Origin of the sequence: Buttiauxella sp. (genome assembly GCF_035271705.1) — a bacterium.
In the GTDB taxonomy this organism is placed as follows: Bacteria; Pseudomonadota; Gammaproteobacteria; order Enterobacterales; family Enterobacteriaceae; genus Buttiauxella.
Genome location: NZ_DATERI010000053.1, coordinates 1 through 12,476, shown reverse-complemented (window position 1 = coordinate 12,476; position 12,476 = coordinate 1). Strand labels below are relative to the sequence as shown.

Below are 12,476 nucleotides of genomic sequence, written 5' to 3'. Positions count from 1 at the left end.
CATTTTTGCGATGCGCTCACAATTCTGGTTACTATGATTTTTGTGAGCAGCAATGTAAAGCAGCAAAACAGTTTCAGGTGAGGAAATTCACAGAAATGACTTCAGCCGCGCGACCTGGCGGGCGAGTACCGCAAGCGCATCGGCAAGTTGCTGTGGTGATGGGGTCGAAGAACCCGGTTCTGCCGTGGTTTTACGCTCGATTAACGTGACCGGAAGTACCGTGGTTTGCATCGGCTGATTTGGCGAGTGGATTTTTTCAAGCAGTCGGTCAACACTGGCACTGCCTAGCGCTTTAAAATCTTGTTTGATGGTAGTGAGCGGTGGGATAAAACAGGCGCTATCTTCGGTGTCATCATAGCCAATCACCGACACTTGCCCTGGCACGGATAAACCCGATTCATTCAGCGCACGTAAAGCACCTAGCGCCATTTGATCGTTGGCGACCAACAGGGCGGTGAATGTGACTCCCTGACCGAGCAGCGCCAGCGTCTGGAGATAACCCGATTGTGAACTCCAGTCACCTTGCATTTGCGCCGCAGCAATCAGCTGATGTTGTGCCAGCGCCTGTTGCCAACCTTCAAGACGCAAGCGGGCAGAAACAGAAGTCTGCGGTCCATTCAGTAAAGCAATATGCTGGTGGCCTTGCTTCACCAGATGCTCAATCGCCAGATGCGTGCCGGTTGTCGCATCAAAAGTAATACTGTCTATATCCAAATCCGGTGACACATCCAGGAATAACGCAGGGACGTTGCCACACATCTCAGTGATGGCTCGCACCTGCTCATCCTCCAGGGGGATGTTGACTATCAAGCCTTCAACCCGCTGTGAAAGCAAGTTATTGACCGCACTTTTACAGGCGTCCCCATCAGGCTGTTCAATCATCGATATCATCACATTAAAGTGAAGTTTGCTGGCCTGGGACTTAATGGCTGCGGCGATTTGTGATGGCGCATGCAGCGACAAATTACTGGTCACCAAGCCAATGTTCTGGCTGAGTTTCCCTGCCAGTTGCTGTGCAACACGATTTGGAACGTAATTGAGCGACTGCATTGCCGCCTCGACTTTACGCCGGGTTTTGTCAGAAACGTGTTCCGCCTGATTAATCACACGCGATACCGTTTGATAGGAAACATTGGCATGTTTCGCCACATCGTAAAGCGTCATCGATTTGGTTTTCACGGCGGGTTTCCTTGTGGCGCTTAAATCCTGAGTGTATTGGGCATTATCGATCATTTACGGCGATTAGTCTGCCGTAACAGTTGCAAGGCACAGGCGCTTAACGTAAGTATATTGTTTCCAATTAAGGGGAGAATCGCTGTGCCACATATCACTGTAAAACACTTTCCGCGTGACCTGACTGACGAGCAAAAAGAAGCGCTGGCCGCCGATATTTGTGCCGTACTCAAGAAGCATTTCAACTCAACGGATGAATCACTGTCTGTCGCGTTAACCCCTATCCAGAAAGACCGCTGGAAAGAGGATGTCTACGATAAAGAGATCGCTCCGGTGCTTGATACTCTCGCCAAAAAACCGGGTTATACCCTGTAATTAGCTGCCAGAGCCGCTCATCCCAAGTCGAACGGCTCTGACTGACTATCTTTCTGTCACATCACTGAGCAGCACGGCGATACTCTTGCCACCTTCGTATTGTTCAAGTGCGATTTTCACGGCAATTGTCAGGGGAACCGATAACAGCATACCCACAGGCCCCAATAGCCACCCCCAGAATATCAACGACAAGAACACCACCAGAGTGGATAACCCTAAACCTCTGCCCATCATGCGTGGCTCGATGATATTGCCAAATACCAGGTTGACGGCCAGATACCCGGCAACCACCAGTAATGCCTCATACAGTCCACTGAACACCAGCACTTGCGCGACCGGGGGAATAGCCGCCAGTACTGAACCGATATTGGGAATGTAATTGAGCGAGAAGGCCAGCAGCGCCCAGACGAAAGCAAAGCGCACATCCAACATGACTAACATAATCCAGACCACCAGGCCGGTGACCAGACTTATTGCGGTTTTCAGCACCAGATAATGGCTAACACTGTCCAATGCTCGCTGAATCTCACCCATGCCTTCCTCGGGACGAGACATCATTTGCTGAAGTTTTATCGGTAATTGCGGCACTTCAATCAGCATGAATACCACGGTCAGCAGCAGTAAAAAGATTGAGGACATGGCGTTGGAAAGCTGAGTGATCAGTCTTTTCGCTATCGTCATTGCCGCATTGGGATCGATGTACTTGAACAGTTCATCTATCGACACGGTGATCCCGGCTCGTTTCAGCCACGGCTCAAGCAGTTGGAGTGGAAAAATAAACGACTCACGATATTGCGGCACGGTGCGTGTCAGCTCATTAAGCGTGGTGCCAAGATAAGCAAGCAGCAGCACAACGAGGAGGATAATCACCGAAATAACCATGGTAATCGCCAGCACCCGCGGGACATGAATGCGTTCCAGGCGCCGTATCATCGGGTTGAGAACAATGGCAATAAACAGCGCCAGAATAAACGGAATGATGATATCCGCCGCCACTTTTATTCCCACGAGGATGATGACTAACATCCCCATCATGATGACGATTTTTAATCCACCTAACGTAATAATGGGTTTTGACACTATTGAGGGTCTCACTAACAATAATTCGTTCCTTAATTAATCGTATAATACGGGGGTGCAACGGAGTAATAAACCGTTATTTTTTCGCGAACCTTCGTAAAGAATTGCAAAGGGGAGGCAAGTACATTCTGCGATATGGTACAAATTCAGCATATTTGACTACTGAGGACAATTTACTATCCGCAACTGATGAGAAGCAACAACGCGGATACGTTGTGAAAACTATGGACATTATGCTGACGAACAAGCTGTTCAAAACGTTAGAAATCCAACAAGCACCCTCTTTCTCTTCTGCTTTTTCCCTTTCCGGTGAACAACACTGGCGCAACGCGCTTTAGATCTTCTTCCCGTTATATTTCGTGCCCCAGCAGCGTTAAGCGCACCCGCTCGCCCCAATCACATAGTTCACTCTGTCCAGGGGGATTTACGGGCTTGTTGCATTGCTGGAACTCAAATTATTTGGGGAAAAAATAGTCACATTTTTATTTACTCAGTCTTTTAAGACTTTGGTACGACTATTTTCTCTGTCAGGAGAGGAATCATGTTCTATTGGATTTTATTGGCATTTGCGATTATTGCGGAAATTACCGGCACCCTATCAATGAAATGGTCCAGCGTCAGTGATGACAATATGGGTTATATTTTCATGCTGTTAATGATTACCTTGTCGTATATTTTATTATCATTTTCGGTTAAAAAAATCGCCCTCGGTGTGGCCTACGCGATGTGGGAAGGTATCGGCATTTTATTCATTACCTTATTCAGTGTTCTGCTGTTTGATGAGTCAGTCTCACTGCTGAAAATAATTGGACTCACCACACTCGTGGTCGGCATCGTGCTGATTAAATCAGGTACTTCCACGAAGAAAGAAAGTGCTCTGAAACCCTCAAAGGACAGCAAACATGCCGTCATTTGAATGGGTTCACGCCGCGTGGTTATTGGCGGCAATGGTATTGGAAATCGTTGCCAACATTTTCCTGAAACACTCTGATGGTTTCCGACGTTTTGGTTATGGCGTGTTATCACTCTGTGCCGTATTGGCGGCCTTCAGCGCACTTTCACAGGCAGTAAAAGGTATCGAATTGTCAGTGGCTTACGCGCTATGGGGTGGGTTTGGCATCATCGCAACGGTGGCGGCGGGTTGGATCTTATTTGGTCAACGACTCAATCGCAAAGGCTGGGTAGGATTGGTTTTATTGCTGATAGGTATGGTGCTAATCAAACTGGCGTAAAAGAAATACCGCCCGGAGTGAATATCGGGCGGTGAAATTATTGATTGGCGAGTTGCTGTAATTGTTCACGAAAACCGGTAATAGAAATCGCGCGATTATCGGCCCGATAGCGGTCTTTGGCAGCAGGTGCTGAACTTTGCACGGCAATGATTTGCCAGCCATTGTCTGTTTTCAGCATTAAGGGTGAACCGCTGTCCCCTGGTAAGGTATCGCACTGGTGGGAAAGCACCGTTTTCTGCGCCCAGCCGGTTATCAGGCAATCATTATGGGTATAGAGGGAGTCAAGATTATCTTCTGAATAACCCGACTGTGTGACTTTTCGGTCCTGGATTTTGAGCGCTTCGGTGAGTGCATCGCGGTCGCCTTCAAATAGCGGCAACGGGGTGATACCCGATGGTGGATTGTGTAACACAATCAGCCCAAAATCATGGGGAGCCGCATTCGGTGGGACAATCCAACCCTCACCATCAGGTTTGAGTCGATGACCGAGCGAAGATTCCACTCGTCCTTCAATGTCATGAATCTCATAACGCCACGAGCCTTTACGCGAAATGAATCGCAAAGCAATGGCTTTATCAGGAGTTCCGTGCGGCGGTTGCAGCAAACAATGTCCGGCGGTCAGCGCCAGGTGAGGTGAAATTAATGTCGCAGTACACAAATTACCACTGGCCGTTTCGAGCTGGCCTATCGCATCCCACGGAGAACGAGCAGGATCACTCACACGTGTGCGATCATCCTGACCAAAGAACAGCCTTTTGATGTCAGCAGCGCTCTCGTCATCAGCGTGGGAAAGGGCCGGTATAAGACACAACACTCCTAATAACAACACAACTTTTTTACGCATATCACTCTCTGATGGGGCGATTAATTTTTTTTATATAAACCCAGCGAATGGATTAACTATAGACGGGTCGCACAGAAAGTGGGAGTAAAAAGTCATTACAGCCAGAAGCTTAGCGTAATAAGACCGCAAAGAATGAGCAGGGTAAGGATGATTTCAAAACTATAGCGTCGCAACATCATCCAGACTCCGGAAGTAAACACCCGGCGAACCGGGTGTTTTTAGTGTGGCTATGCTTTGGGGATTGCCCCGATAAGCCTAACACCGTGAGTTTAAGAACGAGATATCCGGGGTGACCACCGGGTTTGGCATCCCTCCGGGAACGCAATTCCAGTGTTTCCCGTCATTCATGACAGCGTGAGTTTAAGAACGAGATATTCAGGGCGACCACCGCGTTTGGCGTCCCTCCGGGAACCCAATCCCGGTGTTTCCCCTCATTCATGACACCGTGAGTTTAAGACCGAGATATCCGGGGCGACCACCGGGTTTGGCGTCCCTCCGGGAACCAAATCCCAGTGTTTCCCCTCATTCATTGGCTTAAGTGAACGGTGTTACCGATAAGCCCGTCATTCTTCAACAGGCGGACCGGGTAAATTCTTATGCAGCTGGTTGAGTGGTTGGTTTTGCAGCTTCAGTTTTTGCTACAGGTTTTTTCTGGTGTTTTTTAGCGGCTTGCGCTTTTTGCTCGGTGGCTGCTGTTTTGTGTTTTTTATGATGAGTGGTTTTTGCAGCTGGCGCTTTAGCCGCCGAAGTTGCAACCGGTGCTGGCGTTGCCGTTGTTTCAGCAGCGAAAGCGGCAGAGGACAGACCCATTGTCGCAACAACAACCAGAGCTAATACTTTATTCATCTCTACATCCTCGAATGTGTTTATGTTTGAACCCCAGCGGGGCCGTTGAGATGAACTATAAACTTGTGGATCAAGGGCTTCAGTGAGTGATTGGTTTCGGCGTGTAACGGTTTGTACAAAGCACCCGCCATACTTCAGGTTGTTGATGATTGGCGGCTCACGACTATTCGGCCCATCGTGGGTCTCGCCCCAGTCACATAGTTATCTATGCTCCTGGGGCTCACGCGCTTGTACGGTTATTACAAATAGCGTGCTTCTAAATGTTTGCGGAAATACATCGGGTTAAGGTCTTCACCGGTGGCATTGGTAATCAGTTCTGAGGTGGTGAATTGGCTGCCGTGCTGCCAGATATTCTGACGCAACCAGTCAAATAGCGCGCTGAAATCACCTTCTGCAATGTCTGCTTCAAGCTGCGGCAAAGCGAGTTTGGCGGCATTGAACAGTTGTGCGGCATACATCGCACCCAGCGTGTACGATGGGAAGTAACCAAACGCGCCATCTGTCCAGTGAATATCTTGCATACAGCCATTGCGGAAGTTGTCTTTGGTAGACAGCCCCAGCCAGTGCCGCATTTTCTCATCCCAGAGTGCAGGAATGTCCTCAACTTCGATATCGCCATCAATGAGCGCCCGCTCAATTTCGTAGCGTAAAACGACGTGGGCCGGATAGCTGACTTCATCGGCCTCGACGCGAATAAATCCACGTTCAACACGTTGGTTCACGGCAATAAAGTTCGCCGTTTCAAACGCAGGTTGCTTGCCAAAACGTGCAGTCACCATTGGCAACAACAGTTTCAGGAACTCCTTGCTGCGACCCAATTGCATCTCAAAGAACAGGCTCTGTGATTCGTGGATAGCCGTAGAACGTGCTAAAGCAACGGGTTGGCCAAGCCATTCACGCGGCAAGTTTTGTTCATAGCGTGCGTGACCGGTTTCGTGGATAACGCCAAATAGCGCGCTGACCAAATCGGACTCATCGTAGCGCGTGGTAATGCGCACATCTTCTGGTACACCGCCGCAGAATGGGTGAGCACTAACATCCAGTCGGCCGCCGTTAAAGTCAAAGCCCAGCAATTTCATCGTGTCCAGGCCCAACTCGCGTTGGTCAAGAGTTGCGAATGGGCCAGACGGAGTGATAACAGATTCTTTTGCCTGTTTGTCGACCACCTTTTGCAATAAATCAGGCAACCAACTGCGTAAATCCCCGAATAGCCCATCGAGTTTGGCGCTGGTCATGCCCGGTTCGTAAATATCTAACAGTGCGTCATAGCAGGATTTTCCTTTTGCCTCGGCGCGAAGTTGTGCCTCTTCGCGGCTAACGCGGACCACTTCTTTCAAATTAGTGGCGAACCCTTGCCAGTCATTAGCGGGACGTTGTGTCCGCCAGCCATGTTCGCAGCGCGTCCCAACCAGCGATTTTTCTTCTACCAGTGAGGCTGGCAGCAAAATAGCTTCTTGATATTGGCGGGTCATTTCACGAAGGTTGGCACGTTCAACCTCGGTAAGGTCTTCCTGAACCGCCGCCTGTAACAACGTAGCGATTTTCTTATCGGTCAGGATTTTGTGTTGCAAAACGCTCAGTTCAGCCAGAGCCTCGCCGCGCGCTGTGCTGCCGTTAGGCGGCATATTGGTAAACATATCCCAGCCAGCGATGGCCGAGAGATGTGCAAAACGGGAAAGACGCTGGAAGGTGCGTGTGAGGTGATTATAATTTCGCTTTTCCATAGAGCCTCATAAGGGATGATTTACATAAGCAAAAATAGCAAAAAGACATCCCGAAAACGAGGCCGTAATGGGGTTAATGTGCACGATGATGCAAACGTGTGCCCACCCACAATGAGATGACCAAAAGAGAGCCAATAAAACTCGCGACACCGGTCCATCCAAATTGGTGCCAGAAAATGCCACCAAGCGTACCGGCGAGGCTTGAACCCAGGTAATAGCTAAATAAATATAATGATGAGGCCTGTCCTTTAGCGCGTTTCGCACGTGGACCAATCCAACCACTGGCGACCGAGTGCGCGGCGAAGAATCCGGCAGAAAAAAGCAGCATCCCGATGAAAATAATCGCCAGCGGTGAGAACACGGTTAACACCAAACCGAACAGCATCACCGCTGTGGATACGATAATCACAGGGCCACGGCCAAATTTTGCGGTCATCGCTCCAGCTTTAGGTGAGCTCCAGGTACCGGTTAAGTACGCCACTGACAGCAAGCCTACCACTGCCTGGCTCAAGTACCACGGCCCTTGCATCAAGCGATAACCAATGTAATTAAACAGGGTGACAAATGCGCCCATCAATAAAAAGCCCTGAGCGAACAATAGCGGTAAACCCGGGTCGCGCCAGTGCAAACGGAAGTTAATAAACAGCGTTTTAGGGCGCAGCGAAGAAGGGCGGAAGTGTCGCGATTCAGGCAATATTTTCCAGAACATTAAGGCTGAGGCCAGAGCAAAACAACCGATGGCGGCAACGGCAATACGCCAGTTAAAGAAATCGGTCAGAACCCCGCTTAACAGACGGCCACTCATGCCGCCAATCGAGTTGCCACTGATATACAACCCCATTGAAAAGGCCACAACACTTGGATGCATCTCTTCGCTCAGATACGTCATGCCTACGGCGGCGACGCCGCTTAGGGATAACCCTATCAAGGCTCGCATCACTAATATACCGTGCCAACTGGTCATCATCGTGGAGATAAGCGTGCAACTTGAGGCGAGCAACAGCGCGGTCACCATCACAGGTTTGCGGCCAATGGCGTCAGAAAGTGGCCCAGTAAACAGCAACCCAAGGGCGAGCATGACGGTAGAAACTGAGAGGGAAATACTACTACTGGCGGGTGACACGCCAAATTCATGCGACAGCACGGGCAAGATCGGTTGCACACAATAAAGCAGGGCAAAGGTGGCGAGTCCTGCAGAAAATAGCGCCAGGGTGACGCGCATAAACTGGGGCGAACCCCGTTTGATATAAGTGGCCGACTGGGATGAACGTCTGTCGTCAACATCTTTGGCCGGAGCGGTGTCGACGAGGGTTGTACGGCTCAAAATGGGTCCTTAATGCGCTTTTGAAGTCTTGTTTTCAGAGTAGAAAATTGGCAATGTTCTGTCTAATATATTAATAATCTCAATTGATATGTTTAAAGTATGAATATTGAATTGCGCCACCTGCGTTACTTCGTTGCGGTTGCTGAAGAACTGCATTTTGGCCGTGCAGCTGCACGTCTGCGCATCTCACAGCCACCGCTTAGCCAGCAGATTCAAATCCTGGAACAACAAATTGGCGCACGTTTACTGGCAAGAACCAACCGTAGCGTGAACCTTACCGCAGCCGGGAGCCAGTTCTTACAGGATGCGCGGCAGATTTTAAGCCAGGTTGAGGTGGCTGCTGGGCGGGCTGCCAGGCTGCATCAAGGGGAAACGGGCGAATTACGTATTGGATTCACCTCATCTGCACCGTTTATCAAAACAGTATCTGACAGCCTGTCGACATTTCGCCGCAGTTATCCTGATGTGCACCTGCAGATGCGGGAAATTAACACCCGCGCGCAAATTGCACCGCTCAACGACGGCGAACTTGAATTGGGGTTGATGCGAAATACGCGGCTTCCGGACACCCTGGACTGGAAGCTGGTGTTAAGGGAACCGCTGTTGGCGATGGTGCACCGCGACCACCCGTTAGCCCAATGCCCGGTGATTTCCCTGCAACAATTGGCCAACGAACCGTTTGTCTTTTTTGACCCGCACGTCGGAACCGGGCTGTACGACGATATTCTTGGTTTGTTACAACGTCACGCAATTACACCGTTTATCACCCAGGAGGTCGGTGAAGCGATGACGATTATCGGTCTGGTGTCTGCGGGGTTAGGCGTTTCGATTCTTCCAGCATCGTTTAAACGTGTTCGATTGTCAGAAGTGGTTTGGTTGCCCCTCGAAGAGGCTGAAGCGCAATCAGAAATGTGGTTGGTTTGGCCCAAACATCACGAGTTGTCCGCTGCGGCACTGCGGATCTCAGCATTGCTAACGGAGTCAATAACGGCACTAAAAGACGATTAAAGTGCTTTAATATGTGCGGTAAATCACATCCCTACGTAAATATTTGACTCCGTTGGTTGAAGTGTTTAACCATAGCCAAAAGTTTATTTCGAAGCGCGAAAATAAAGGGAGTCGCAAGTGGTTGCTGATAGCCAACCGGGCCATATTGATCAGATTAAGCAAACCAATGCGGGCGTTGTTTATCGTCTGATTGATACCAATGGACCGGTGTCGCGAATCGATCTTTCTCGCCTGGCGCAACTGGCTCCTGCCAGCATCACGAAAATTGTTCGTGAAATGATTGAAGCCCATCTGGTGCAGGAAACTGAAATTCAGGATCCTGGTAGCCGGGGGCGTCCTGCTGTGGGTCTGATGCTGGAAACTGAAGCATGGCACTATTTGTCTGTGCGAATCAGCCGTGGGGAAATTTCGCTCGGGCTGCATGATTTAAGTAGCAAACTGATTGTGGAAGATACCGTTTCGCTCGGTGTTGACGATGTGCAGCCGCTCATTGAGCGGATCATCGTGCAAATCGACCAGTTCTTCATTCGTCATCAACAAAAACTTGAACGTCTTACCGCGATTGCTATCACCATGCCGGGGATTATCGACACCAAGCGCGGCATCGTCCATCGGATGCCGTTTTATGATGTCTGTGATATGCCTCTGGGCGAGGTCCTCGAAAACTACACCGGTGTGCCGGTGTATGTTCAACACGACATCAGCGCGTGGACGATGTCAGAAGGGCTGTTTGGTGCCTCAAAAGGGGCGCGTGATGTGATTCAAGTGGTGATTGATAATAACGTCGGTGCCGGTGTCATTACCGATGGACGCCTGCTCCATGCGGGTAGCAGCAGCCTGGTCGAAATTGGTCATACCCAGGTCGACCCATTCGGCAAGCGCTGCTATTGCGGCAATAACGGTTGCCTTGAAACGATAGCCAGCATCGACAGCGTGCTGGAATTGGCTCAGTTGCGCATGAGCCAGTCGATGGGTTCAATGCTGCATGAACAGCCGCTGACCGTCGAATCGCTGTGTGATGCAGCACTTAACGGCGACCTATTAGCGAAAGATATCATTCTTGGGGTAGGCATTAATGTCGGCAGAATCCTTGCGATTATGGTCAACTTGTTCCATCCACAAAAAATCCTGATTGGTTCTCCACTCAACCGGGCCGCAGAAATACTGCATCCGGCGATCACTGATTGTATTCGTCAGCAGTCGTTACCGGCGTATAGCGAACACATGATTGTCGAAAGTACGCAATATAATCACCGTGGAACCATGGCCGGTGCGGCACTGGTAAAAGACGCAATGTATAACGGCTCTTTATTGATTCGCCTGCTGCAAGGGTAATGTTATAGGCTGATCCACTAAAAATTGCGCTATCTCAATCTGACCGAATGACTATTCTTTTAGACTTTCTCTCCTGAATTATTCAATTTCTAATCACTAATATCCGTCTTACAGCATAACGAAAGACGGATATTTGACGCATTGCCTTGGGAGTTAGTCATGCTTACGCGTTTCTTTATAACAGGTACTGATACCTCAGTCGGGAAGACTGTAGTTTCTCGTGCCTTGTTGCAGGCTCTTGCAGCCAGTGGCAAAAGTGTTGTCGGCTATAAGCCGGTAGCCAAAGGCAGTAAAGAGACGCCAGAGGGCCTGCGCAACAAAGATGCGTTAGTTCTGCAAAGTGTTTCCACACTTGAACTGCCTTATGAAGCCATTAATCCTATCGCGTTGAGCGCAGAAGAAAGCAGCGTTAGCCACAATAGCCAAATCAACTATTCGCTGCTGTCTGACGGGCTGCAAAATTTAGCCAGGCAAGTTGATCACGTTGTGGTTGAGGGAACGGGCGGCTGGCGGAGCCTGATGAATGATTTACGCCCGTTATCGGAATGGGTCGTTCAGGAGCAATTGCCCGTGTTGATGGTGGTGGGCATTCAGGAAGGGTGTATTAATCACGCCTTGCTGACGGCTCAGGCTATTGCGAATGATGGCTTACCACTCATTGGCTGGGTAGCGAATCGTATTAATCCAGGGCTTGCGCACTACGCTGAAATCATTGATGTATTAAGTAAGAAACTGCCTGCACCGCTGGTGGGCGAGTTGCCTTATCTGCCGCGTGCCGAACAGCGTGAACTGGCAAACTACATTGATTTATCCCGCCTTTGCGGCGCTCTGTCGGTAGACGGTCTGCGGGCGTAACCAGCGCGAAAGTGCGGAAGCCATCACGCAAGAAACCAGTAAGCCGGGGAGCAATGTAAACTCCCCCGTCATTTCACAAACCATCAGCGTCGACATTATCGGTGCATGTGTGGTGGCCGCTAACAGCGTTGCCATTCCGGTTAATGCCAGCAAAATCGCCACGTTATCCCCGCTCCATGCCCATACTCCGAACCATTGTCCGACTAGCATTCCCAATGCGGCACCCACAAACAGGGTCGGGGTAAATACGCCACCAGGTGCGCCAGAGCCGCTGCTTGCCAGCACTGCTGCCAATTTATAAACCAGAATGCCAGCCACGAATAACAGTGCGGGCGGTTGTGAAAGAAACGACTGCACCACGCTGTACCCATTTCCCCAAACCAGCGGCGTGATAAGCGAAAGTAGCCCAACCAGTAACCCACCTAACGCGAGCTGCAATGGCGGGGTTAACTGCAAACGCTGGAACAATTTACTGCTTTGCGCCATTAACCAGAGAAACAACGGCCCGGTAAGACCCGCAACCAGCCCGAGTGACGCCATCAGAATATATTGAACCAGTTGCGGGGCGTTGAGTGCGCGGACGGTATAGAGCAGCGTTTGTTCGTCGTTTAACAAGTGTGTCATCAGCAAGGCACAGACGGCGGCAATCACCACTGGGCCAAGTGAGGCAAGCATCAGGG

The 12,476-nt window shown here is 50.1% G+C and carries 14 protein-coding genes; 7 read left to right on the top strand and 7 right to left on the bottom strand.

The genetic code is table 11. The features are described from left to right. Window positions 1-87 precede the first annotated feature (87 nt). Complete coding sequence (locus tag VJY99_RS04180) at window positions 88-1,179, bottom strand: LacI family DNA-binding transcriptional regulator (protein ID WP_324116595.1); 1,092 nt, start codon at window positions 1,177-1,179, stop codon at window positions 88-90. 138 nt (window positions 1,180-1,317) lie between these two features. Here VJY99_RS04180 and pptA point away from each other — a divergent pair, with 138 nt between their 5' ends. Continuing rightward, complete coding sequence (gene pptA / locus VJY99_RS04175; protein ID WP_324116594.1) at window positions 1,318-1,548, top strand: tautomerase PptA; 231 nt, start codon at window positions 1,318-1,320, stop codon at window positions 1,546-1,548. A 45-nt stretch (window positions 1,549-1,593) separates the two neighbouring features. Here pptA and VJY99_RS04170 read toward each other — a convergent pair whose 3' ends face one another. Then, window positions 1,594-2,628, bottom strand: coding sequence for an AI-2E family transporter (locus VJY99_RS04170; RefSeq protein ID WP_324116592.1), 1,035 nt, complete (start codon window positions 2,626-2,628; stop codon window positions 1,594-1,596). Between the two features lie 215 nt (window positions 2,629-2,843). Between VJY99_RS04170 and VJY99_RS04165 the strand changes: the two genes are divergently transcribed. The 3 genes from VJY99_RS04165 to mdtI all read left to right on the top strand — a co-directional run bounded on the left by VJY99_RS04165 (window position 2,844) and on the right by mdtI (window position 3,860). Then, a complete protein-coding gene (locus VJY99_RS04165) occupies window positions 2,844-2,966 on the top strand; it encodes a hypothetical protein (RefSeq protein ID WP_324116591.1) in 123 nt (40 codons plus the stop codon). Between the two features lie 203 nt (window positions 2,967-3,169). Beyond that, window positions 3,170-3,544, top strand: coding sequence for a multidrug/spermidine efflux SMR transporter subunit MdtJ (gene mdtJ, locus VJY99_RS04160; protein ID WP_414641570.1), 375 nt, complete (start codon window positions 3,170-3,172; stop codon window positions 3,542-3,544). Further along, entirely contained in the window at window positions 3,531-3,860 is a 330-nt protein-coding gene (mdtI, locus tag VJY99_RS04155; protein WP_324116589.1) for a multidrug/spermidine efflux SMR transporter subunit MdtI, read from the top strand. The genes mdtJ and mdtI overlap by 14 nt, the downstream gene beginning before the upstream one ends. A gap of 37 nt (window positions 3,861-3,897) precedes the next feature. Here mdtI and VJY99_RS04150 read toward each other — a convergent pair whose 3' ends face one another. The 4 genes from VJY99_RS04150 to VJY99_RS04135 all read right to left on the bottom strand — a co-directional run bounded on the left by VJY99_RS04150 (window position 3,898) and on the right by VJY99_RS04135 (window position 8,598). Further along, window positions 3,898-4,704: a serine protease gene (locus VJY99_RS04150; RefSeq protein ID WP_324116587.1), complete on the bottom strand. Its 807-nt coding sequence runs from the start codon at window positions 4,702-4,704 to the stop codon at window positions 3,898-3,900. A 594-nt stretch (window positions 4,705-5,298) separates the two neighbouring features. Then, on the bottom strand, window positions 5,299-5,550 hold the full coding sequence (gene asr, locus VJY99_RS04145) for an acid resistance repetitive basic protein Asr (protein WP_324116585.1): 252 nt from the start codon (window positions 5,548-5,550) through the stop codon (window positions 5,299-5,301). Between the two features lie 239 nt (window positions 5,551-5,789). Further along, window positions 5,790-7,274 carry a carboxypeptidase M32 gene (locus tag VJY99_RS04140; protein WP_324116583.1) on the bottom strand — a complete coding sequence of 495 codons (1,485 nt, stop codon included), beginning with the start codon at window positions 7,272-7,274 and terminating at the stop codon, window positions 5,790-5,792. Between the two features lie 73 nt (window positions 7,275-7,347). After that, a complete protein-coding gene (locus VJY99_RS04135; protein WP_324116581.1) occupies window positions 7,348-8,598 on the bottom strand; it encodes an MFS transporter in 1,251 nt (416 codons plus the stop codon). Between the two features lie 99 nt (window positions 8,599-8,697). Between VJY99_RS04135 and VJY99_RS04130 the strand changes: the two genes are divergently transcribed. From VJY99_RS04130 to bioD, 3 genes are all read left to right on the top strand, one after another. Continuing rightward, window positions 8,698-9,606, top strand: a complete 909-nt coding sequence (locus VJY99_RS04130) for a LysR family transcriptional regulator (protein ID WP_324116579.1) — start codon at window positions 8,698-8,700, stop codon at window positions 9,604-9,606. A 117-nt stretch (window positions 9,607-9,723) separates the two neighbouring features. Further along, entirely contained in the window at window positions 9,724-10,941 is a 1,218-nt protein-coding gene (mlc, locus tag VJY99_RS04125; RefSeq protein ID WP_324116577.1) for a sugar metabolism global transcriptional regulator Mlc, read from the top strand. A 159-nt stretch (window positions 10,942-11,100) separates the two neighbouring features. Next, entirely contained in the window at window positions 11,101-11,796 is a 696-nt protein-coding gene (gene bioD, locus VJY99_RS04120) for a dethiobiotin synthase (RefSeq protein ID WP_324116575.1), read from the top strand. Here the strand turns inward: bioD and VJY99_RS04115 are convergent. After that, on the bottom strand, window positions 11,749-12,476 hold a 728-nt coding region (locus VJY99_RS04115; protein WP_324116573.1), incomplete at its 5' end, for a chloride channel protein. The genes bioD and VJY99_RS04115 overlap by 48 nt on opposite strands.